Origin of the sequence: Pseudaestuariivita atlantica (assembly GCF_001205715.1) — a bacterium.
Classification (GTDB): Bacteria; Pseudomonadota; Alphaproteobacteria; order Rhodobacterales; family Rhodobacteraceae; genus Pseudaestuariivita; species Pseudaestuariivita atlantica.
This window is the reverse complement of sequence record NZ_AQQZ01000010.1, coordinates 1-20535: the sequence shown is the minus strand read 5'-3', so window position 1 is coordinate 20535 and position 20535 is coordinate 1. Positions and strand designations below refer to the sequence as shown.

Here is a 20535-nt window from a genome sequence, read left to right as displayed (position 1 = left end):
GGCTAAAGCCGGAAGGCGAGCGACACACGCCGCCCGCCGCGCATGACATCCAGCGTCACGCGACGTCCGGCCGACAGCAGGGCGCGGCGCACATCCAGCGGGCTTTCGATGCGGAACCGGTTGATCGACAGGATCGCGTCACCACGACGCAACCCGATGCGCGGCGCGACCGGGCCGGCATCGACGACAACCACGGCTTCCACGCCGATCGACAGGTCAAGCTCGGCCAGCACGGCGGGATTGGTGCGCGCCAGTGTCAGGCCCGGCAGAACCTCGTCCTCGCGCAGGACGATCTGGTTGCGCGGCGGGTCCTCGGGCGGTTCGATCATCCGCACGACCACTTCGAAGTCCTGCCCCTCGCGGGTCGCACTGATCGTGGCCGCGTGCCCGATCCCGGCAACGGTCATGCGAAAGATCATCTCTGCCGGGGTATTGACCGGTTGGCCGTCCACCAGCCGGATCACGTCACCGGGGACGAACCCGGCCGCGGAAAACGGGCTGGCCGGGTGAAGATCGCTCAGGATCACGCCTTCGGGCAGAACAAGGCCGAAGGCTTCGGCCATGTCGGGAGAGACCGGTTGCCCGGTCACGCCGGCCCACGGGCGCTGGAAGCGGGAGACCTCCGCCCGCGCCTGTTCGACGAATTGCGAGACAAGCAGCGAGGGGATCGCGAACCCGATGCCGTTCGACCCGCCGGACCGGGTGAGGATCGAGGTGTTGATGCCGATGAGATCGCCGTTCACGTCGATCAGCGCGCCGCCGGAATTGCCGGGATTGATCGCGGCATCGGTCTGGATGAAGTAACCGCGCGCGTTACCGGTGGCCGCACCGGACCGCGCAAGGCCGGACACGATGCCCGACGACACCGTCTGCCCGATCCCGAACGGGTTGCCGATGGCAAGGACCAGTTCCCCCACCTCGACCGTGTCGGAATTGCGCAAGTCAATGTATGGCAGGTCGGTCGCCCCTTCCAGTTGCAGCACGGCGAGGTCGCTTTCCTCGTCCCCCAGGAGCACGCGCGCGGTAAATTCGCGGCGGTCGTTCAGAACGACCCGGATATCGGTCGCCATACCGACCACGTGGTAGTTCGATACCACGATGCCATCCGCGCTGAGGATCACGCCCGATCCAAGCGAGTTCTGCATGCGCTGGCGCGGTTGCCCGAACTCCCGCAACAGCGACCCGAAGAACGGGTCGTCGGCAAACATGCGCGGCTGGCGTTCGGCCACCACGCGGCGGGCATAGATGTTGACGACCGCGGGCGCGGCCTCCTTCACGAGGGGGGCGAAGGTGAGGTTGATCTGCGCCTGGCTCGTCGGAACCTCGGCCCAGCGGGATGTCTGTGCCATGGCGGGCAATGCCGCGACCAGGGCCAGTATCGTCAGGAAAAGGACACGCATGTCGCATCATATGCGACCCGCGCGGGGCGAATGCAATGGGTGGGAACCGGCATCGGGGGACGCGGGTTTGTCCCTCAAAGAAAGGACATATCATGGCAGAACGCTACCGCTCGAACGATGGAGAGAAGGAAACCGACGCCTATCTCGACGATGCGCCGACGCCCGCACAGCAGGGACGCGCGCAGGGCAACCTCGAACGCAAGGTCGGCACCCGCGACACCCTGAAACGGGCGACGCAGGACCGGCCGGGCGTGACCCGCGTGCGCAAGTCCGACGAGAAAGGCGAGGGCAATCTTGGCGGACATCACGGCACTGGAGAAGACTGACATGGCGCGCCTGAAGAACGATACGCTGATCGTGGTCACCGACAGCGAAAAGGCCCTGTTCCTGCGCAACCTGACCGATCACGAGAACCCGAATTTCGACGTCAAGGACGTGGACGAGGAAGAGAACCCGTCGGACATCGAGCAATCGGCAAACCGACCGGGGCGCATGCCCGATACCGGGCACGGCCAACGCTCGGCACTGGACGACACCGACTGGCACGAGTTGCAGAAGGAACGGTTTGCCAAGGACCTTGCGGAACGGCTGTACAAGGAAGCCCATGCCGGCAAGTTCGAGCGGCTGGTGATCGTCGCGTCGCCGCAGGTGCTGGGCGTGCTGCGGGACGAGATGCACAAGGAAGTCGCCGACCGCGTGGTGGCCGAGGTGCCGAAAACGCTGACCAACCATCCCGTCAACGAGATCGAGAAACTGGTGAAGGCCGAGCTGGACGCGGCCTGACACGAAAAAGGCCCCCGGCGCAGCACGCGCTCGGGGGCCTTGTCGCTTGCGCGGGGTGCGCGCTTATTCTTCGGCCATCGCCTCTTCTTCGGCGAGGCGCGCCTTGTCGGCGGCGCCCTTGGCGTCGGCATCACGATCGACGAATTCGATGATCGCCATCGGCGCCATGTCACCGTAGCGGAAGCCCGCTTTCATGATGCGGATATAGCCGCCCTGACGTTCAGCCATGCGGGGGCCGAGGACGTCGAACAGCTTGGCGACGTGCATGTCCTGCTTCAGCTGGGCACGGGCCTGGCGGCGGGCGTGCAGGTCACCGCGCTTGGCCAGAGTGATCAGCTTTTCCACGATGGGGCGCAGTTCCTTGGCCTTGGGCAGGGTCGTCTTGATCTGTTCGTGTTCGATCAGGCTGCCCGCCATGTTGGCCCACAGGGCCTTGCGGTGTTCGTGGGTGCGGTTGAGGCGGCGGTATCCGCGAGCGTGACGCATGAGTTCAATCCTTCGTTTTGTGCTTTGTCCGGCGGTCCGTGCGTGCGGACCGCTCTCCTATTGGGGCGGGATTGCCCGGGTGTGAGGCAGGTCGGCTGAGGATCAGCCGACCTACATGTCAGATCAGAACGAGTCCTCGAACTTCTTGGCGAGGTCCTCGATGTTGTCGGGCGGCCAGTCCTCGACATCCATGCCAAGATGCAGGCCCATGCCGGACAGCACTTCCTTGATCTCGTTCAACGACTTCCGGCCAAAGTTCGGCGTGCGCAGCATCTCTGCCTCGGTCTTCTGGATAAGGTCGCCGATATAAACGATATTATCGTTCTTCAGGCAGTTGGCCGAACGCACCGACAGTTCCAGCTCGTCCACCTTCTTCAGCAGCAGCGGGTTGAATTCCAGCCCGTCGTCTTCTGCCGCCGCGGTGGCCGATTCCGGCTCGTCGAAATTCACGAAGATCGACAGCTGGTCCTGCAGGATGCGCGCGGCAAAGGCCACGGCGTCATCCGGCGTGATCGAACCGTCGGTTTCGACCTTCATGGTCAGCTTGTCGTAATCCAGCACCTGGCCCTCGCGGGTGGGCTGCACGTTGTAGCTGACCTTCTTGACCGGCGAATAGATCGCGTCGATCGGGATCAGGCCGATGGGGGCGTCTTCGGGCTTGTTCTTGTCCGCCGCGACATAGCCCTTGCCGGTGTTGACCGTCAGTTCCATGTAGACGTCCGCGCCCTCGTCGAGGTGGCAGATCACGTGCTCGCGGTTGAGCACGTCGATGCCCGCGCTGTCGCTGATGTCACCGGCGGTGACGACACCCGGACCTTTCGCCTGGATCGACAGGCGCTTCGGCCCCTCGGTTTCCATGCGCAGGGCAACGCCCTTGAGGTTCAGGATGATGTCGGTCACGTCCTCGCGGACACCTGCCACGGACGAGAACTCGTGCAGCACGTTGTCGATCTGGACGCTGGTGATGGCAGCGCCCTGCAGCGACGACAGGAGAACGCGGCGCAGCGCGTTGCCCAGCGTGAGGCCAAAGCCGCGCTCCAGCGGTTCGGCGACAACGGTCGCCTGACGCATCGGGTCGTTGCCGGGTTTGACATCCAGCTGCGTCGGTTTGATGAGCTCGGCCCAGTTCTTATGGATCATTTAAGTCCCTCCATGCCTGCGATGAGCCCGGATCCTAGGCCACCGCTCCCGAGGTTGATCGATGGGGCGCGCCCATGTGTCGGGCGCGCCAAACAGTTTAGACGCGGCGGCGCTTCGGCGGGCGGCAGCCATTGTGCGCGATCGGCGTCACGTCACGGATCGACGTGATGTTGAAGCCGACGGCAGCCAGCGCGCGCAGCGCCGATTCACGGCCCGAACCGGGGCCCTGCACTTCGACTTCCAGCGTCTTCACGCCGTGTTCCTGCGCCTTCTTGCCAGCGTCCTCTGCCGCGATCTGCGCGGCATAGGGCGTCGACTTGCGCGAGCCCTTGAAGCCCATGGTCCCGGCCGAGGACCACGCGATCGCGTTGCCCTGAACGTCCGAGATGAGGATCTTGGTGTTGTTGAAGGACGAATTCACATGCGCAACGCCTGCTGCGATGTTCTTCGAGACCTTTTTCTTACCACGACGGGTATCACGTGCCATGTCTCGCGCCCTCCCTTACTTCTTCTTGCCGGCGATGGGTTTCGCCGGGCCTTTGCGGGTGCGCGCATTGGTGTGCGTGCGCTGGCCGCGGACCGGCAGGTTGCGACGGTGGCGCAGGCCACGGTAACAGCCAAGGTCCATCAGGCGCTTGATGTTCATCTGCACTTCGCGGCGCAGGTCACCTTCGACGGTGTAGTTCGCGTCGATGTGTTCACGCAGTTGCAGGACTTCGCTGTCCGACAGTTCGTTCACGCGGCGCGACGGTTCGATGCCGACGGCTTCGCAGATGGCTTTCGCCGAGGCGTGGCCGATGCCGGTGACGTAGGTGAGCGCGATGGGCACGCGTTTGCCAGTGGGGATGTTGACCCCGGAGATACGAGCCAAAGGTTCGTTCCTTTCGTTGCGGACCCGTGATCCCAGGCCCTTTTTTCACAACCAAAGCCCGAGGCGGTCTGGCGCATCGGGCTTCACGACTTGAGGTGGTCTGCGCATCCCCTCGCGAATGGGGTCCGCATATGATTCTCGCTAGAGATAGTGGCAATTAGGGTCTGTGCCGGAAAGCGTCAAGCCCCTAATGAAAAAGGGCCCGCGCAGCACCTGCGCGAGCCCTTGATCCGGCATGTTCCGGCGTCAGTGCTTGGCGACCCATTCGTCGACTTCGCGCTCGGCCTCGTCCTTGGCCTTGCCGTATTTTTGCTGCACGAGGCCCACCAGCTTTTCGCGGTTGCCTTGCGCTTCGTCGAGCTCGTCATCGGTCAGTTCGCCCCACTTGGCCTGCGCCTGACCTTTCAGCTCTTTCCACTTGCCTTGGATCTGGTCCCAGTTCATCGGAAATCTCCTTTGCAGTTGCTTGTCGAGGCAACGCGAAAGGGTCCGCCGATGTTCCCCGGAATCAGCCGTCCAGCGCGCCCGCGATGCGATCCTTGACCTCGTCGATCTCGCCCAGGCCATCGACCGAGCGCAGATCGCCCTTGGCATAGTAGTAGCCGATGAGCGGAGAGGTTTTCTTGTAGTATTCCATCAGGCGGGTCTTGAGGCTTTCCTCGTTGTCGTCCGCCCGGCGCTTGAACTCGGTCCCGCCGCAATTGGTGCATTTGCCGTCGGCCGGGATCGGCTTGGTGATGTCGTTGTAGACCTCGCCGCAATTGCCGCAGGTCGACCGCGCGGTGATGCGGGCGACGAGCGCCTCGTCATCGACGCGCATCTCGACCACGGCGTCGAGCGTCTCACCCATTTCCGACAGAAGGTTGCCCAGCGCATCCGCCTGCGCCAGCGTGCGCGGGAAACCGTCGAAGATGAATCCACCGGCCTTGTCGCCCTGCAGCTTCTCGCGGATCAGGCCGATCACGATCTCGTCGGTGACAAGCTCCCCGGCATCCATGATCGCGGCGACCTTCTGGCCCATCTCGGTGCCCGAGGTGCGGGCTTCGCGCAGCATGTCGCCGGTCGACAGCTGGATCATGTTGCGGCCATCCACGAGGATGCGTGCCTGCGTGCCTTTACCGGCGCCCGGAGGCCCCAACAGGATGATGTTCATGGTCTTGTCCCCCGTGGGGGCACCGCCGCCTTATCGACGTGTCGGCGCCCGCTTGCCTTTCTTCCGTGCGCCACCGCGGCCGCGCAATTGCGATTTCTGGATCAGACCTTCGTACTGGTGTGCCAGAAGGTGCGACTGGATCTGCTGGATCGTGTCCATGGCCACGGACACGACGATCAGGACCGAGGTACCGCCGAAGAAGAACGGCAGCGCCAGTTGCGCGCGCAGGATTTCCGGCAGGAGGCTGACCAGCGCAAGGTAGGCCGAACCAAGGACCAGCACGCGGTTGACCACGTATTCGAGGTATTCCGCCGTCTTCTTGCCGGGCCGGATACCCGGCACGAACCCGTTCTGGTTCTTCAGGTTGTCGGCCACGTCATCGGGTTTGAACGACACGTTGAACGTATAGAAGTACGCGAAGAAGACGATCATGGCCGCGAAGAACAGCAGGTAGAGCGGCTGGCCGGGGCCAAAATAGGCAAGGATCGTCGACATGATCGGCCCGGTTTGCGACCCCGAGAAGGTGCTGATCGTCGTCGGCAGCAACAACAGCGACGAGGCGAAGATCACCGGGATCACGCCCGACGGGTTCACCTTGACCGGCAGGTGCGATTGCTGCGCCTCGGTCATCTTCATACCGACCTGGCGGCGCGGGTACTGGATGGTGATCTTGCGCAGTGCGCGTTCCATGAACACGACGAACATCAGCACCGCGATGACCATCACGATCACGCCGACGATGATCGCCGGCGACAGGACGCCCGAGCGGCCCTGCGCAAAGAATTGCGCCAGCGCCGCGGGGACCTCGGCGATGATGCCGACATAGATGATGAGCGAGATACCGTTGCCGACGCCGCGGGCGGTGATCTGTTCACCCAGCCACATCAGGAACATGGTGCCGCCGACCAGCGTGATCACGCAGGAGGCGCGGAAGAACCAGCCGGGATCGGTGACGAGGTTGCCCGCCTCGAGGCTCACGGCAAGCCCGTAGGCCTGGAACAGCGCCAGCAGAACTGTGCCGTAGCGCGTGTACTGGTTGATCTTCTTGCGGCCCTGTTCGCCCTCTTTCTTCAGCTGCTCCAGCTGCGGCACCATCGAGGTGAGCAGCTGAACGATGATCGAGGCAGAGATATAGGGCATGATGCCAAGGGCAAAGATACCCATCCGCCCCAGCGCGCCACCGGTGAACATCGTCAGAACGCCGCCGATGCCCTGCTGGGCCTGCTCCATGAATTCGCGCAGCGCGGTTCCGTCGATGCCGGGGACCGGGATGAAGGTGCCGAGGCGATAGACGATCAGCAGGCCGAGGGTGAACAGGATTCGGTTGCGAAGGTCCGTTGCCTTGCCCAGCGCGCCCCAGGACGTGTTGGCGGCCATTTGTTCTGCTGCGGATACCATGCGGCTCTCTCTGTCAGACAAACGCCGCCGGGGCCGTTTCCGGGCCGCGGCGGCGTCAGTTGGAAACTTGTTTGGACATGTAAGCGGACACGCGCCCGCTCACAAGTCACGAAGCTGTCGCACGCCTTACGCGACCGTCAGGCTGCCGCCCGCCTTTTCAACGGCCTCGACCGCGGATTTGGACGCGCCGGTCACCGTGATGGTCGCCTTGGCGGTCAGTTCGCCCTTGGCCAGAACGCGCACGCCGTCCAGCTTGCGGCGGACGAGGCCGGATTCGACCAGCGTGTCCTCGGTGATGTTGCCGGCGTCGAGTTTGCCTGCGTCGATGAACTTCTGGATCAGGCCCAGATTCGTGACGGCGTATTCCTTGCGGTTGGGCTTGTTGAAGCCGCGTTTGGGCAGACGTTGGTAAAGCGGCATCTGGCCACCTTCGTAGCCCTTGATCGCCACACCCGAACGGGATTTCTGACCCTTGATACCACGGCCGGCGGTCTTGCCCATGCCCGAACCGGGGCCACGGCCCACGCGCTTCTTGCGCTTGGTTGCGCCGGGATTGTCGGAAATTTCATGCAGTTTCATTGTCGCGTCTCCTTTGCCGGAAGACCTCCCCGAACAGCGACAAAGGGAGGCACACGGCGTTGATAATGTCCGGGCCTTGCGGCCCACCGGCGGCGTATAGCGCCCACCCTTGCCCTGATCAAGAGCCAATAGGAGGGCAATTTACCCAATCGAGGGTATGTAAAACCTCCATCCCTTCGCTACGTCTGAAGACGTATAAGGCTACAAAGACTATTTAAGTTTGGATTTTATCATGACGTTCGGCACCATTTTGCCGGCGGACTGGGTGGTGCTGATGGGCCTCACCGCAGCCGCACTCGGCACGCTTGCTTACCTGCCCTACCTGCGCGACACGCTGCGCGGAGACACCCGCCCCCACCGTGCCACGTGGCTTATCTGGGCGGTGCTGTCCTCGATCTCGACCGTGTCGCAGGCTTATGAAGGCGCGACCTCCTCGCTGTGGTTCTCCGGGGTCCAGTCGGGCGGGACGATCATCGTCTTCCTGCTGTCGATCCGCATGGGCATGGGCAGCTACCTCAGCCGGGCCGACGCGCTTACCCTGCTTGCGGCGGTCTGCGGTCTGGGCCTGTGGTACGCGACCGAGGACGCGGTTTATGCGCTGACGATCTCGATCTCGATCAGCGCGCTGGGTGGCGTCGCGACGGTGCTGAAATCCTACCGCGAGCCGGGGACCGAGACGCTGAGCTGCTGGTACCTGAACCTCGCGGCGGCGGGCATTGCCGTTATCGTCGTGGGCGAGGTGAACTGGGTTCTGCTGGCATACCCGGCCTACCTGTTCGGGCTGTACACGGCGATCATCACCGCTATCCTTGCGGGCCGGGCCGCGGGTCGGACGGTCACGGCCCGGCAAGCCGCCACGGCCTGACCCCGCCGCCCCGCGGGACAAAGAAAAAACCCCGCGGTTGGCGCCGCGGGGTTCTTCAATTCGGTGTGATCGGGTGCGATCAGCCGCGCTCTTCGATGATATCGACGAGGTGCGGGATCTTGGCGACCATGCCGCGCACGCTGGGCGTGTCTTCCAGCTCGCGGGTCTTGTGCATCTTGTTCAGGCCCAGGCCGATCAGCGTCTGGCGCTGGATGGCGGGGCGGCGGATCGGCGAGCCGATCTGCTTGACGACGATTGTCTTTGCCATGGGGCTCAGGCCTCCTCGGTTTCAGCTGCGGCGGCCGGTGCGTCGTCCCGCTTGGGCAGGATGTCAGCGACCTTCTTGCCACGGCGTTGCGCGACCGAACGCGGCGATTGCTCACGGCCCAGCCCGTCGATCGTGGCGCGGATCATGTTGTAGGGGTTCTGCGAACCGATCGACTTGGCGACGACGTCCTGAACGCCCAGCATCTCGAACACGGCGCGCATCGGACCACCGGCGATGATACCGGTCCCGTTCGGTGCGGTGCGCATCACGACCTTGCCGGCGCCGTGGCGACCTTCGATGTCGTGGTGCAGCGTGCGGCCTTCCTTCAGCGGCACGCGGATCATCTTGCGCTTGGCCTGTTCGGTCGCCTTGCGGATCGCCTCGGGGACCTCCTTGGCCTTGCCCTTGCCGAAACCGACGCGGCCTTTCTGGTCGCCCACGACGACAAGCGCCGCGAAGCCGAAGCGTTTACCGCCCTTGACGGTTTTCGACACGCGGTTGATGGCGACCAGGCGGTCGGCGAATTCGGGGGCTTCGTCGCGGTCGCGGCGGTTGCCCCGGCGGTTATCTCTCTCGGCCATGTGGCCTCCTGTTCATGTGCCGCGTGGCGCGGCGGTGGATCAATGCTGGTGCGCGACTGCGCCCGCATCATCGAGGCGGCGAACCGCCTGCAGAAACGACGCGGGACGGATGAGACCTCACCCGCCCCGCGCCATCATCAGATTTTCAGCCCGCCTTCGCGTGCCGCGTCGGCCAGGGCCTTCACCCGACCATGGAAGAGGAACCCACCACGATCGAAATAGGCTTCGTCGACGCCGGCCTTCTTGGCCCGCTCGGCGATGGCCGAACCGACCTTTGCGGCCGCTTCGACGTTGTTCTTGCCAACAACACCCAGCGACGGTTCGAGCGACGAGGCCGCCGCGACCGTGCGGCCCGCGACATCGTCGATCAACTGCACGCTGATGTTCTTGTTCGACCGGTGCACGCTGAGGCGCATCTTGCCGGAGTTGACCTTGCGAAGCTTGTTCCGGACGCGCAGGCGGCGCTTGAGAAACAGCTGACGTTTCGTGTTTGCCATTGTCTTGCGTCCTTACTTCTTCTTGCCTTCCTTCTGGAAGATGTACTCGCCCTTGTAGCGAATACCCTTGCCCTTGTAGGGCTCGGGGCGGCGCCACTCGCGAATGTTCGCGGCGACTTGCCCGACCAGTTGGGGATCGTGACCTTCGACGATGATCTCGGTCGGTTTGGGGACCGTGACGGTGACGTCGCTGGGCACTTCGAAATTCACGTCGTGCGACAGGCCGAGGTTCAGCTTGAGCGTGTTGCCCTGAAGCTGTGCCCGGTAGCCGACGCCCTGGATTTCCAGCTCTTTCTTGAAAGTGCTGGTGACACCGTGGACCATGTTGGCCACAATCGTGCGGCTCATGCCCCACTGCTGGCGTGCGCGCTTGGACTTGCCGCGCGGTTCGACTTTCACGACGTTGTCTTCCACCGTCAGCGTCACGTCATCGGTCGCGGTGAAGGATTGCGTGCCCTTGGGGCCCTTCACCTCGATCGTCTGACCGCTGATGGCGGCGGACACACCCGAGGGCAGCTCAACCGGCTTTTTGCCAATACGAGACATGGATCCCTCCTTAGAACACGGTGCAAAGCACTTCGCCGCCGACATTGGCTGCACGTGCGTTTGCATCCGACATCACGCCTTTCGACGTGGAGACAATCGACACGCCCAGGCCCTGGCGGACCTGCGGCACGTCATCGACACCCATGTACACGCGACGGCCGGGTTTCGAGACCCGCTTGAGTTCGCGAATGACAGGCGTGCCATCGAAATATTTCAGGCTGATTTCCAGCGTCGGGTGCCCCTTGGCATCCGTGCCTTTTTCATAGCCGCGGATGTAGCCTTCGTCGGCCAGCACATCCAGGACCCAGCCGCGCAGCTTCGATGCGGGGGTCGACACCGTCGACTTGCCACGCAGCTGGCTGTTGCGGATGCGGGTCAGCATATCACCGATAGGATCGTTCATATCTGGTGCTCCCCCTTACCAGCTCGACTTGACCATGCCGGGCATCTGGCCGTTCGAGGCCAGCTCCCGCAGGGCAATACGGCTGACTTTCAGCTTGCGGTAGTACGCGTGCGGACGTCCCGTAAGCTGGCAGCGATTGTGAAGACGGGTGGGCGACGAGTTGCGCGGCAGTTTCGCCAGTTTCAGGCGCGCCTTGAACCGCTCTTCCATCGGTTTGGATTCGTCGTTCGCGATCTCTTTCAGCTCGGCGCGCTTCGCAGCGTAGCGGTCCACGAGCTTCTGACGCTTCTTTTCGCGTTCGATCATTGCTTTCTTTGCCATGTGATCTCTCCTGGCTCAGCTCATGAAGGGCATGTTGAAGTGCTTCAGAAGCGATTGCGCTTCCGCGTCGGAGTTCGCCGTCGTCGTGATGACGATGTCGAGCCCCCACGTTTCGTCCACCTTGTCGAAATCGATCTCGGGGAAGACGATGTGCTCTTTCATGCCCATGGCAAAGTTGCCGCGACCGTCGAAGGACGGCTTCACGCCGCGGAAGTCACGGATACGCGGCATCGCGATGGTGATCAGGCGGTCGAGGAAGTCGTACATCCGGTCGCCGCGCAGGGTCACCTTGGCGCCCAGCGGCATGCCTTCGCGAACGCGGAAGCCCGCGATCGAGTTCTTGGCCACCGTGGTCATCGCCTTCTGGCCCGCGATCGCCGTCAGGTCTTCCTGCGCCGACTTGGCCTTCTTGCTGTCTTTGACCGCTTCGGCACCACAGCCGATGTTCAGCACGATCTTCTCGAGCGAGGGGATCTGCATGTCGTTCTTGTAGCCGAACTCTTCCTTCAGCGCCGCGCGAATGCTTTCGCGGTACTGGGCCTTGAGGCGCGGCGTGTAGTCTGCTGCATCAAGCATCGATCGCATCTCCCGTCGACTTGGCGAACCGGACCTTCTTGTCGCCTTCCATGCGGAAGCCTACGCGGGTCGGTTTGTCGTTGGCATCGAGAAAGGCCAGGTTCGACAGCTGGATCGGCAATGCCTTGGGCATGCGGCCGCCCTGTTCCGTCTGGGTCTGGCGTTGGTGGCGGATGGCGATGTTGATCCCGTCCACGACGGCCTTGCCGGATTTCGGGTCCACGGACGAAATCGTGCCCGTCTTGCCCTTGTCCTTGCCGGCCAGAACGATGACCTTGTCACCCTTTTTCAGCTTGGCTGCCATCTTACAGCACCTCCGGGGCGAGCGAGATGATTTTCATGAAGTTCTTCGCGCGCAGCTCGCGAACCACCGGCCCGAAGATACGGGTGCCGACCGGCTCGCCGGCGTTGTTCAGGATGACGGCTGCGTTGCGGTCGAAGCGAATGGCGGTGCCATCGTCACGACGAACTTCCTTGGCGGTGCGCACGACGACGGCCTTGCGGACGTCACCTTTCTTCACGCGACCACGCGGGATGGCTTCCTTCACGGACACGACGATGATGTCACCGACGCTTGCGTACTTCCGCTTGGACCCACCCAAAACCTTGATGCACTGAACCTTCCGGGCTCCGGAATTGTCAGCCACATCCAGATTGGTCTGCATCTGGATCATGAGTTTTCTCCCGACGTCCGGGCCCGCACCAAACTGGCGGCATTGAGCCCGGGGTTTCGTATGTCAAGCCGCGCGTATGAACCCGCGCAGCCCGTCTGTCAACGACTTCGTCAGAACCGCAGAACGCGGCCCTGTCTTCAGTCGGCTTGCTCTGCCTTCATTGCGTCCAGCATGTCAGGCGTCAGCACTTCCCAGCGCTTGGTCTTGGACTTGGGCGCGCATTCGCGGATGCGAACGGCATCGCCCTTCTGGAAATGGTTCGTCTCGTCGTGTGCGCGGTACTTCTTGGACTTCCGGATCGTCTTTTTCAGAACCGGATGAGTGAAGCGACGCTCGACCTGGACGGTGACGGTCTGTTCGTTGGCGGCGGAAGTCACGGTGCCGCGGAGGATACGCTTGGGCATGTGGCTTACTCCTCGCCTGCGGCAGCAGCCGCTTTTTCGTTCAGGATTGTCTTCACGCGCGCAACATCGCGGCGCACCTGGCGGATGCGTGCGGGGTTCTCCAGCGCGCCGGTGGCGGCCTGGAAGCGCAGGTTGAAGGCTTCTTTCTTGAGGGTTACCAGCTCGTCACGAAGCTGGTCGGGCGTCTTGTCCCGCAGATCAGTGGCGTCCATCGCCGTTTTCCTTTTTCAACGTCACCAGCCGGCCCCTTTCGGGTCACCCGCGATTCTGGTGGAGGTTCAACGAGCGTGCGGGGTAGCCGCGATGTGCCCGCCTGTCAACACGCGCCAGGTCAATTCGCGGCCCATCCCTGCGTCGCCGCCACGATACGCAAAGAATCGTGGCCCTACCCGGTGCAATTGCGCGGTGATCGCGTGCCTCGGCCCGCGCGCATCTTCGCTCTCTTCGTGAAAATTCGGGGCACTCGTCCGCCGCGACGGGTGACAAAGGTCCGATTATTGATCGTTTGAAATTTTTTTCGGCGTCTGCGACATCGAGGAACAAGACATTTTCCAATCAGGCGTGTAGATCACCGGCCATACGTCACGTCTTTCTTTAAAATGTCAGAAAACACAGAAGACATATCAGCGACCGAATGCCGTCTCTCGGCCACACATATGGCCGAATGGTTCCTGCGGGTGACCGGCGCGTGCTTTTTCAACGGCGATGTCGATACCTTCTGCAAATGCTTCCACGTGCCCCACGAGACCGAAACGCCCGATGGCACTGTCAGGATCGAGAGCCATTCCGAGTTGCGCGCCCTCTTCAACGCGGTTGTCGGGCATTTCAATGCCTGTGGTGCGACGCGGCTTGAACGGACATGCATTGCGGCCGAATACCTCAACGCAGACCTTCTGGCAGCGACACATATCAGTCGCCTGTTGCAGGGGGACAAACTGCTGCAGCGTCCTTACCGGTGCTTTACCATAATCAAGCGGTTTCCGGACGGGTGGAAGATCGCCCATGGCAGTTACGTGATATCTGACAGCCCGAGCCATAACGCGGCGATTCTGGGACTCGGCCCCGCGTGATGTCTCGCCTCGTGGGTGCGGGTGAGGTAAGGGACGGGCATGGCCCAGATCACTTCACTTTTTACGACCCCGATTTACCGCGCCAGCCTTGGCGAACATGAACCCGCAATAGACACACGGGAGCTGGACGTCTCGTGCCAGACCATCGCCGAGGATGACGAGGCCGGACAGGTCTGGTGCGACGAGAACGACTTTCCCGGCTACACTTCGTACGCGTCCCTGACCGACCTGCCGTGGCGCTTCCCGATCTTTGCCGACCTCGTCAAATCGCTCGATGCCCATGTCGCCGCCTTCGCGCGCGATCTGCATTTCGATCTGGGTGACCGGGAGCTGAAGCTGGAAGACATCTGGATCAACATCCTGCCCCCCGGCGGCATCCATACCGCCCACATCCACCCGCATTCGGTGATCTCGGGCACGACCTACGTGGCGCTGCCCGAGGGCACGTCCTCGATCAAGTTCGAGGACCCGCGCCTTGCGATGATGATGGCCGCCCCGCCCCGGACCGCCGACGCGCCCGAGCACCTGCGCCAGTTCATCTATCCCAACCCGAAGGTCGGAGAGGTCCTGCTGTGGGAAAGCTGGCTCCGCCACGAGGTGCCGATGAACATGACGGACGAGGACCGGGTGAGCGTGAGTTTCAACTACGCGTGGGGCTGACCAAACGGAAACGGAAAGAGCCCGCGCCACACTGACAGCAAAAAGCCCCCGCCGCTTTACGCGCCGGGGGCTTTTGATTTCAAAGGTCGGGCATCAGCCCGAACCCGCTTACCAGTCCTCGCGGACCACGACGCGGGTTTTGACCGGCAGCTTCATCGCGGCGAGGCGCAGGGCCTCGCGGGCGATGTCGTCGTTGACGCCGTCGATTTCGAACATGACGCGGCCGGGTTTGACCTTGCATGCCCAGTAATCGACCGAACCCTTACCCTTACCCATCCGAACTTCGACGGGTTTCGAGGTCACGGGCGTGTCGGGGAAGATGCGGATCCACACCTTGCCCTGACGCTTCATGTGACGGGTCATGGCACGACGGGCGGCTTCGATCTGACGGGCCGTCACGCGCTCGGGCGTGGTGGCTTTCAGACCGTAGGTGCCGAACGAGACGTCCGACCCGCCTTTGGCCTCACCGTGGATGCGGCCCTTGTGCTGTTTGCGGAATTTCGTGCGCTTTGGTTGCAGCATGATTAGTTCCTCCGACCGCCGCCGGCGCCGCGCGGTGCGGGTCCGTCTTGCAGTTCCTGTGCCTTGCGGTCACGCGCCGAGGGATCGTGCTCCATGATCTCGCCTTTGAAGATCCAGACCTTGATCCCGATGATGCCATAGGCCGTGGTGGCCTCGACATTGGCGTAATCGATGTCGGCACGCAGGGTGTGAAGCGGCACGCGACCCTCGCGGTACCATTCGGTCCGCGCGATCTCGGCCCCGCCGAGGCGGCCCGCGACGTTCACGCGGATGCCAAGGGCACCCATGCGCATCGCGTTCTGCACCGCACGCTTCATCGCGCGACGGAACGATACACGACGCTCGAGCTGTTGTGCGATGCTTTCGCCCACCAGCTGCGCGTCAAGCTCCGGCTTGCGCACTTCGACGATGTTGAGGTGCAGCTCGCTGTCGGTCATGTTGGCGACCTTCTTGCGCAGCGTCTCGATGTCCGCACCCTTCTTGCCGATGATCACACCCGGACGGGCCGTGTGGATCGTCACGCGGCATTTCTTGTGCGGGCGTTCGATGATGACGCGGGCCACGCCGGCCTGCTTGCACTCTTCATGGATGAAGTCGCGGATCTTGATGTCTTCGAGCAGAAGATCACCGTAATCCTTGGTGTCGGCGTACCAGCGGCTGTCCCAGGTCCGGTTGACCTGAACGCGCATACCGATCGGGTTCGTCTTGTTACCCATCAGGCTTGCTCCTCGATCTGGCGGACCTTGATGGTCAACTCGCTGAACGGCTTGTGAATGCGACCGAACCGGCCACGCGCCCGCGGGCGACCGCGCTTCATGATCAGGTTCTTGCCGACATAGGCCTCGGCCACGATCAGCTCGTCCACGTCCAGATTGTGGTTGTTTTCAGCGTTCGCAATCGCGGACTGCAGGCATTTGCGGACATCGTCCGAAATGCGCTTTTGCGAGAACGTCAGGTCCTGCAACGCCTTCTCGACCTTCTTGCCACGGATCATCGCGGCCACAAGGTTCAGCTTCTGCGGGCTGGTACGCAGCATCCGCAGCTTCGCCATGGCTTCGTTGTCAGCCACGCGGCGGGGGTTCTTTTCCTTGCCCATGACTTACTTCCGTTTCGCTTTTTTATCCGCCGCGTGGCCGTAATACGTCCGCGTGGGGGAATATTCGCCGAACTTCTGGCCGATCATGTCTTCCGAGACGTTCACGGGCACGTGTTTCTGCCCGTTGTAGACGCCGAAGGTGAGACCGACGAATTGCGGCAGGATCGTCGAACGACGCGACCAGATCTTGATCACTTCGTTGCGCCCCGATTCGCGCGCCGCTTCGGCTTTTTTCAGCACGTAAGCGTCGACAAAGGGGCCTTTCCAAACAGAGCGGCTCATTTAGCGCCCCTTTCTCTTGGCGTGCCGTGACCGGATGATCAGCTTCTGGCTTGCCTTGTTCTTGTTGCGGGTGCGCTTACCCTTGGTGTCGACACCCCAGGGCGTCACCGGCGTCCGGCCACCCGAGGTCCGACCCTCACCACCACCATGCGGGTGATCGACCGGGTTCATCACGACACCACGGACCGACGGACGCTTGCCCTTGTGGCGCATCCGGCCGGCCTTGCCGTAGTTCTGGTTGCTGTTGTCGGGGTTCGACACGGCACCAACGGTTGCCATGCATTCCTGACGCACCATGCGCAGCTCGCCCGAGGACAGGCGGATCTGGGCGTAGCCACCGTCGCGGCCGACGAACTGGGCATAGGTGCCCGCCGCGCGCGCGATCTGACCACCCTTGCCGGGCTTCAGTTCGATGTTGTGCACGATGGTCCCGATCGGCATGCCCGAGAACGGCATCGCGTTGCCCGGCTTGATGTCTGCCTTGTCGGCCGAGACCACCTTGTCACCCACAGCCAGACGCTGCGGTGCAAGGATATAGGCCTGTTCGCCATCGTTGTATTGAATGAGCGCGATGAACGCGGTCCGGTTGGGATCGTACTCGATCCGCACCACGACGCCATCGACATCCCTTTTGGTGCGTTTGAAATCAACGATCCGGTAGAGGCGTTTTGCCCCGCCACCACGACGCCGCGATGTGATCCGCCCGGTGTTGTTCCGGCCGCCCGATTTCGTCAAACCCTCGGTGAGGGCCTTGACGGGGCGTCCTTTGTACAGCTCCGAACGGTCGATCAGCACCAGCCCGCGCTGGCCCGGCGTCGTCGGCTTGAACGACTTGAGTGCCATGCTTTCTGTCTTCCGTTTAGCAAACGGCAGGTTGCCCTGCCTATGTTAGACGCGCTGCAACACGCGCAATAGAAGCGCCCTGGACGAATCCCGAGCGTTTCTGATGCGCGTAGTTAGAGACTGGGACCGGGCGGGTCAAGAACAGCTTGCATAAGCCTAACCGTATATGACTAGCAAAATCAAAATCGCCGTCAAAATTAGAACAATCAAACACTTCCAGCAGATCACTGCAGCAGTGTCCCCACGCATCCATTTCTTAAATGTAACGTTGACTTCTGCGAATGCCAGGACTCCGAGAAAGGCAAGCGCCAAAAATCCATAAACTGCAAAATCACTCATAGCGGCATCGTAACATTTATTTCGATGTTCATTTCAATAAAAGGCAAGAATTCAAAGGAGTAAATTTCAAATCCGTGAAAAACGATTGAGACCTTAATCGGCGGCGTGTCATCGCTAGGCTCTTTGTCATTTTCTCCAGTCAGCATACTAAATTTTTCCGCGCTTGATTTAGCAAGGGTTTGCGCTTCCCTTAAGACAGACAATTGCCTTGACTCCACCACTTCTTCTAAAGCCGCGATTGTCGCGTCAGCTTCTTCAAAACTCTTGAGATGCAAGCTAAGCGAGCCCTCTCTTTCCAAGATACTCTTCAATGACATTTGATATTCTCCGATTGAAATAACTCGCTAAATTTACGGACAATAATCTATTTAGAAAGTAAGGAATACCCTGCCCTAACCAAGAAAAGCCCCACCAACCGGCGGGGCTTTTCCATATTCCGTAGGCCGGGCTTTAGCCCACCACCCCTTACAACCCGGTCGAGACGTCGATCGTGTTGCCTTCTTCCAGGGTGACGTAAGCCTTTTTCACGTCCGCGCGCTTGCCCAGCTGGCCGCGGAAGCGTTTGACCTTGCCCTTGGTGATGGTCGTGTTCACGGCCTTCACCTTGACACCAAAGAGCGTTTCGACCGCTTCCTTGATCTGGGGCTTGTTCGCGGCCATCGCCACCTCGAACACCACGGCGCCGTTTTCGGACGCCATCGTGGTTTTCTCGGTGATGATCGGCTTGCGGATCACGTCGTAATGTTCTGCCTTGGCGCTCATTTCAGGCGAGCCTCCAGTGCTTCGACACCCGCTTTCGTCAGAACGAGAGTGTCGCGTTTCAGGATGTCATAGACGTTGGCACCCATCGAGGGCAGGACGTCCAGCCCGTTGATGTTGGCCGCCGCCTTGGCGAAACCTGCATCGACCTCGGCCCCGTCGATGACGAGAGCGCGTTTCCAGCCCAGTTCCTTGACCTGCTTGGCCAGCGCGGCAGTCTTGCCGTCGGATTGAGCGGTGTCGATGACAACCAGGTTGCCTTCCTTGACCTTGGCCGACAGCGCGTGGGCGAGGCCCAGCTTGCGGACCTTCTTGGGCAGGTCGTGGGCGTGGCTGCGGGGCGTCGGGCCCTTGTAGATGCCACCCTTACGGAAGATCGGCGCGTTGCGGTCACCGTGGCGTGCGCCGCCGGTGCCCTTCTGGCGATAGATCTTCTTGGTCGAATACGAGGTCTCGGACCGCGTCTTGACCTTGTGGGTACCCGCCTGCGCCTTGTTGCGCTGCCAGCGCACGACGCGCTGCAGCAGGTCGCCGCGCGGCTCCAGCCCGAACAGGTCGTCCGACAGGTCGACCGAACCGGCCTTGCCGCCGTCGAGTTTGATGACGTCGAGTTTCATTATTCGTCACCTTCCTTCTTCTCAGTCTGCGCGTCGGCAGCCTGATCCGCTTCGATCGAGGCTTCGGCCTCTTTCATCGCGGCTTCCTGTGCTGCGGCTTCCTCGGCCAGGCGTGCCTCTTCGGCGGCCTTGGCTTCGGCTTCGGCGGCAGCGGCGGCTTCTTCGGCCAGACGCTGTGCTTCCTTCTTGGCCGAGGCAAGCGCCGCGGGCAGGATCACGTTGTCGGGCGTCGGTTTCTTGACCGCGTCCTTGATGGTGACCCAGCCACCTTTCGATCCAGGGACAGCGCCCTTGATCATGATGAGGCCACGGTCGCTGTCGGTGCGGACGACCTGCAGGTTCTGCGTCGTCACGCGGGCAGCGCCCATGTGGCCGGCCATCTTCTTGCCCTTGAACACCTTGCCCGGGTCCTGACACTGACCGGTCGAACCGTGCGAACGGTGGCTGATCGAGACACCGTGCGAGGCACGCAGGCCGCCGAAGTTGTGCCGTTTCATGGCACCGGCGAAACCCTTACCGATCGAGGTGCCCGTCACGTCCACGAACTGACCTTCGAAGTAGTGATCGGCGATGATTTCCTCGCCCACTTCGATCAGGTTCTCGGGCGCGACGCGGAATTCCACGACCTTGCGCTTGGGCTCGACCTTGGCGGCGGCGAAGTGGCCGCGCATCGCGTTCGAGGTCCGTTTTGCCTTGGCGGTGCCGGCGCCCAGCTGCACGGCGGTATAGCCATGCGCGTCAGCGGTCCGTTGGGCCACGACTTCCAGCTTGTCCAGCTGCAGCACGGTGACGGGAATCTGCTTGCCGTCTTCCATGAACAGCCGGGTCATGCCGACTTTCTTTGCAATCACTCCAGAGCGCATCTGTTCCTGCCCTCCTTACACCTTGATCTCGACATCCACGCCGGCGGCGAGGTCGAGCTTCATCAGGGCGTCCACGGTCTGCGGGGTCGGGTCGACGATGTCGAGCATCCGCTTGTGCGTGCGGATTTCCCACTGGTCGCGCGACTTCTTGTTGACGTGCGGACCGCGCAGAACGGTGAACTTCTCGATCTTGTTGGGCAGCGGGATCGGACCGCGAACCTCGGCACCGGTGCGCTTGGCGGTGTTCACGATTTCCTGCGTGCTGGCGTCCAGCACGCGGTAGTCGAACGCCTTGAGCCGGATGCGAATGGTCTGGCTTTGCATGTTCTTGTCAGCCTTCGATTAGGCGTTGGAGCGGAGAGGAGGAGGACGGACCACCCGGCCCCCTCGTCGCGCCCGAAATTTCTAACTGGCCCGCCGTTGAGGCGGGCCGGTGTTGTTACTCGATGATCTTCGAGACGACGCCCGAGCCGACCGTGCGGCCGCCTTCGCGGATGGCGAAGCGCAGGCTTTCTTCCATCGCGATCGGCGCGATCAGT

At 62.3% G+C, this 20535-nt stretch carries 37 protein-coding genes; 5 read left to right on the top strand and 32 right to left on the bottom strand.

Annotated elements, in window-relative coordinates:
• Nucleotides 1-2 precede the first annotated feature (2 nt).
• Complete coding sequence (locus tag ATO11_RS18140) at nucleotides 3-1400, bottom strand: trypsin-like peptidase domain-containing protein (RefSeq protein WP_050532345.1); 1398 nt, start codon at nucleotides 1398-1400, stop codon at nucleotides 3-5.
• 92 nt (nucleotides 1401-1492) lie between these two features.
• On the opposite strand from ATO11_RS18140, the gene ATO11_RS18135 reads away from it, so the two are divergent.
• Together ATO11_RS18135 and ATO11_RS18130 are read left to right on the top strand one after the other, a co-directional pair.
• Complete coding sequence (locus tag ATO11_RS18135) at nucleotides 1493-1726, top strand: hypothetical protein (protein WP_050532344.1); 234 nt, start codon at nucleotides 1493-1495, stop codon at nucleotides 1724-1726.
• Between the two features lies 1 nt (nucleotide 1727).
• Nucleotides 1728-2183, top strand: a complete 456-nt coding sequence (locus tag ATO11_RS18130; protein ID WP_050532343.1) for a host attachment family protein — start codon at nucleotides 1728-1730, stop codon at nucleotides 2181-2183.
• 63 nt (nucleotides 2184-2246) lie between these two features.
• On the opposite strand, the gene rplQ is transcribed toward ATO11_RS18130, so the two are convergent.
• From rplQ to rplO, 8 genes are all read right to left on the bottom strand, one after another.
• Nucleotides 2247-2669 (bottom strand): 50S ribosomal protein L17, encoded by a 423-nt coding sequence (gene rplQ, locus ATO11_RS18125; protein WP_050532342.1) that lies wholly within the window; start codon nucleotides 2667-2669, stop codon nucleotides 2247-2249.
• A 123-nt stretch (nucleotides 2670-2792) separates the two neighbouring features.
• Complete coding sequence (locus ATO11_RS18120) at nucleotides 2793-3809, bottom strand: DNA-directed RNA polymerase subunit alpha (RefSeq protein WP_050532341.1); 1017 nt, start codon at nucleotides 3807-3809, stop codon at nucleotides 2793-2795.
• 97 nt (nucleotides 3810-3906) lie between these two features.
• Nucleotides 3907-4296: a 30S ribosomal protein S11 gene (gene rpsK, locus ATO11_RS18115; RefSeq protein WP_050532340.1), complete on the bottom strand. Its 390-nt coding sequence runs from the start codon at nucleotides 4294-4296 to the stop codon at nucleotides 3907-3909.
• Nucleotides 4297-4311: 15 nt separating this feature from the next.
• A complete protein-coding gene (gene rpsM / locus ATO11_RS18110; protein WP_050532339.1) occupies nucleotides 4312-4680 on the bottom strand; it encodes a 30S ribosomal protein S13 in 369 nt (122 codons plus the stop codon).
• 246 nt (nucleotides 4681-4926) lie between these two features.
• Nucleotides 4927-5124: a CsbD family protein gene (locus tag ATO11_RS18105; protein WP_050532338.1), complete on the bottom strand. Its 198-nt coding sequence runs from the start codon at nucleotides 5122-5124 to the stop codon at nucleotides 4927-4929.
• Between the two features lie 64 nt (nucleotides 5125-5188).
• The gene (locus ATO11_RS18100) at nucleotides 5189-5833 is read right to left on the bottom strand and encodes an adenylate kinase (protein WP_050532337.1); all 645 of its coding nucleotides are present in this window, start codon (nucleotides 5831-5833) and stop codon (nucleotides 5189-5191) included.
• A gap of 30 nt (nucleotides 5834-5863) precedes the next feature.
• On the bottom strand, nucleotides 5864-7231 hold the full coding sequence (secY, locus tag ATO11_RS18095; protein ID WP_050532336.1) for a preprotein translocase subunit SecY: 1368 nt from the start codon (nucleotides 7229-7231) through the stop codon (nucleotides 5864-5866).
• 126 nt (nucleotides 7232-7357) lie between these two features.
• Nucleotides 7358-7810: a 50S ribosomal protein L15 gene (gene rplO / locus ATO11_RS18090; protein ID WP_050532335.1), complete on the bottom strand. Its 453-nt coding sequence runs from the start codon at nucleotides 7808-7810 to the stop codon at nucleotides 7358-7360.
• A gap of 232 nt (nucleotides 7811-8042) precedes the next feature.
• Here rplO and ATO11_RS18085 point away from each other — a divergent pair, with 232 nt between their 5' ends.
• Nucleotides 8043-8675, top strand: a complete 633-nt coding sequence (locus ATO11_RS18085) for a hypothetical protein (RefSeq protein WP_050532334.1) — start codon at nucleotides 8043-8045, stop codon at nucleotides 8673-8675.
• 79 nt (nucleotides 8676-8754) lie between these two features.
• On the opposite strand, the gene rpmD is transcribed toward ATO11_RS18085, so the two are convergent.
• The 11 genes from rpmD to rpmC all read right to left on the bottom strand — a co-directional run bounded on the left by rpmD (nucleotide 8755) and on the right by rpmC (nucleotide 13157).
• The gene (rpmD, locus tag ATO11_RS18080) at nucleotides 8755-8943 is read right to left on the bottom strand and encodes a 50S ribosomal protein L30 (RefSeq protein ID WP_050532333.1); all 189 of its coding nucleotides are present in this window, start codon (nucleotides 8941-8943) and stop codon (nucleotides 8755-8757) included.
• A 5-nt stretch (nucleotides 8944-8948) separates the two neighbouring features.
• Nucleotides 8949-9524, bottom strand: coding sequence for a 30S ribosomal protein S5 (rpsE, locus tag ATO11_RS18075; RefSeq protein WP_050532332.1), 576 nt, complete (start codon nucleotides 9522-9524; stop codon nucleotides 8949-8951).
• Between the two features lie 137 nt (nucleotides 9525-9661).
• Nucleotides 9662-10021: a 50S ribosomal protein L18 gene (rplR, locus tag ATO11_RS18070; protein WP_050532331.1), complete on the bottom strand. Its 360-nt coding sequence runs from the start codon at nucleotides 10019-10021 to the stop codon at nucleotides 9662-9664.
• 12 nt (nucleotides 10022-10033) lie between these two features.
• A complete protein-coding gene (rplF, locus tag ATO11_RS18065; protein ID WP_050532330.1) occupies nucleotides 10034-10567 on the bottom strand; it encodes a 50S ribosomal protein L6 in 534 nt (177 codons plus the stop codon).
• A 10-nt stretch (nucleotides 10568-10577) separates the two neighbouring features.
• Nucleotides 10578-10970 carry a 30S ribosomal protein S8 gene (gene rpsH / locus ATO11_RS18060; RefSeq protein ID WP_050532329.1) on the bottom strand — a complete coding sequence of 131 codons (393 nt, stop codon included), beginning with the start codon at nucleotides 10968-10970 and terminating at the stop codon, nucleotides 10578-10580.
• A 15-nt stretch (nucleotides 10971-10985) separates the two neighbouring features.
• Nucleotides 10986-11291 (bottom strand): 30S ribosomal protein S14, encoded by a 306-nt coding sequence (gene rpsN, locus ATO11_RS18055; RefSeq protein ID WP_050532328.1) that lies wholly within the window; start codon nucleotides 11289-11291, stop codon nucleotides 10986-10988.
• A 15-nt stretch (nucleotides 11292-11306) separates the two neighbouring features.
• Nucleotides 11307-11867: a 50S ribosomal protein L5 gene (gene rplE / locus ATO11_RS18050; protein ID WP_050532327.1), complete on the bottom strand. Its 561-nt coding sequence runs from the start codon at nucleotides 11865-11867 to the stop codon at nucleotides 11307-11309.
• Complete coding sequence (gene rplX / locus ATO11_RS18045) at nucleotides 11860-12171, bottom strand: 50S ribosomal protein L24 (protein WP_050532326.1); 312 nt, start codon at nucleotides 12169-12171, stop codon at nucleotides 11860-11862. The genes rplE and rplX overlap by 8 nt, the downstream gene beginning before the upstream one ends.
• Nucleotide 12172: 1 nt before the next feature.
• On the bottom strand, nucleotides 12173-12541 hold the full coding sequence (gene rplN, locus ATO11_RS18040) for a 50S ribosomal protein L14 (RefSeq protein ID WP_050532325.1): 369 nt from the start codon (nucleotides 12539-12541) through the stop codon (nucleotides 12173-12175).
• Between the two features lie 137 nt (nucleotides 12542-12678).
• On the bottom strand, nucleotides 12679-12945 hold the full coding sequence (rpsQ, locus tag ATO11_RS18035) for a 30S ribosomal protein S17 (RefSeq protein ID WP_050532324.1): 267 nt from the start codon (nucleotides 12943-12945) through the stop codon (nucleotides 12679-12681).
• Between the two features lie 5 nt (nucleotides 12946-12950).
• Complete coding sequence (gene rpmC, locus ATO11_RS18030) at nucleotides 12951-13157, bottom strand: 50S ribosomal protein L29 (protein WP_050532323.1); 207 nt, start codon at nucleotides 13155-13157, stop codon at nucleotides 12951-12953.
• 444 nt (nucleotides 13158-13601) lie between these two features.
• On the opposite strand from rpmC, the gene ATO11_RS18025 reads away from it, so the two are divergent.
• Both ATO11_RS18025 and ATO11_RS18020 read left to right on the top strand, forming a co-directional pair.
• Complete coding sequence (locus ATO11_RS18025) at nucleotides 13602-14015, top strand: hypothetical protein (RefSeq protein ID WP_050532322.1); 414 nt, start codon at nucleotides 13602-13604, stop codon at nucleotides 14013-14015.
• A gap of 39 nt (nucleotides 14016-14054) precedes the next feature.
• Nucleotides 14055-14675 (top strand): 2OG-Fe(II) oxygenase family protein, encoded by a 621-nt coding sequence (locus ATO11_RS18020; RefSeq protein WP_050532321.1) that lies wholly within the window; start codon nucleotides 14055-14057, stop codon nucleotides 14673-14675.
• A gap of 108 nt (nucleotides 14676-14783) precedes the next feature.
• Here ATO11_RS18020 and rplP read toward each other — a convergent pair whose 3' ends face one another.
• From rplP to ATO11_RS21285, 12 genes are all read right to left on the bottom strand, one after another.
• A complete protein-coding gene (gene rplP / locus ATO11_RS18015) occupies nucleotides 14784-15197 on the bottom strand; it encodes a 50S ribosomal protein L16 (protein WP_050532320.1) in 414 nt (137 codons plus the stop codon).
• Between the two features lie 2 nt (nucleotides 15198-15199).
• Nucleotides 15200-15913: a 30S ribosomal protein S3 gene (gene rpsC, locus ATO11_RS18010; RefSeq protein ID WP_050532319.1), complete on the bottom strand. Its 714-nt coding sequence runs from the start codon at nucleotides 15911-15913 to the stop codon at nucleotides 15200-15202.
• Nucleotides 15913-16293, bottom strand: coding sequence for a 50S ribosomal protein L22 (gene rplV, locus ATO11_RS18005; protein WP_050532318.1), 381 nt, complete (start codon nucleotides 16291-16293; stop codon nucleotides 15913-15915). The genes rpsC and rplV overlap by 1 nt, the downstream gene beginning before the upstream one ends.
• A 3-nt stretch (nucleotides 16294-16296) precedes the next feature.
• Nucleotides 16297-16575, bottom strand: coding sequence for a 30S ribosomal protein S19 (rpsS, locus tag ATO11_RS18000; RefSeq protein ID WP_043752460.1), 279 nt, complete (start codon nucleotides 16573-16575; stop codon nucleotides 16297-16299).
• Nucleotides 16576-17418, bottom strand: coding sequence for a 50S ribosomal protein L2 (gene rplB, locus ATO11_RS17995; RefSeq protein ID WP_050532317.1), 843 nt, complete (start codon nucleotides 17416-17418; stop codon nucleotides 16576-16578).
• A gap of 156 nt (nucleotides 17419-17574) precedes the next feature.
• Nucleotides 17575-17757, bottom strand: coding sequence for a hypothetical protein (locus ATO11_RS21865; protein WP_134643154.1), 183 nt, complete (start codon nucleotides 17755-17757; stop codon nucleotides 17575-17577).
• On the bottom strand, nucleotides 17754-18074 hold the full coding sequence (locus ATO11_RS17990) for a hypothetical protein (RefSeq protein ID WP_050532316.1): 321 nt from the start codon (nucleotides 18072-18074) through the stop codon (nucleotides 17754-17756). Before ATO11_RS17990 ends, ATO11_RS21865 begins: the two co-directional genes overlap by 4 nt.
• 148 nt (nucleotides 18075-18222) lie before the next feature.
• Nucleotides 18223-18519 carry a 50S ribosomal protein L23 gene (locus ATO11_RS17985; protein WP_050532315.1) on the bottom strand — a complete coding sequence of 99 codons (297 nt, stop codon included), beginning with the start codon at nucleotides 18517-18519 and terminating at the stop codon, nucleotides 18223-18225.
• The gene (rplD, locus tag ATO11_RS17980; protein ID WP_050532314.1) at nucleotides 18516-19133 is read right to left on the bottom strand and encodes a 50S ribosomal protein L4; all 618 of its coding nucleotides are present in this window, start codon (nucleotides 19131-19133) and stop codon (nucleotides 18516-18518) included. Before rplD ends, ATO11_RS17985 begins: the two co-directional genes overlap by 4 nt.
• Nucleotides 19133-19996, bottom strand: a complete 864-nt coding sequence (gene rplC, locus ATO11_RS17975; protein ID WP_050532313.1) for a 50S ribosomal protein L3 — start codon at nucleotides 19994-19996, stop codon at nucleotides 19133-19135. Before rplC ends, rplD begins: the two co-directional genes overlap by 1 nt.
• A 15-nt stretch (nucleotides 19997-20011) precedes the next feature.
• Entirely contained in the window at nucleotides 20012-20320 is a 309-nt protein-coding gene (gene rpsJ, locus ATO11_RS17970; RefSeq protein ID WP_050532312.1) for a 30S ribosomal protein S10, read from the bottom strand.
• A 115-nt stretch (nucleotides 20321-20435) separates the two neighbouring features.
• The coding region (locus ATO11_RS21285) for an EF-Tu C-terminal domain-related protein (RefSeq protein ID WP_207382986.1) at nucleotides 20436-20535 on the bottom strand (100 nt) is incomplete at its 5' end.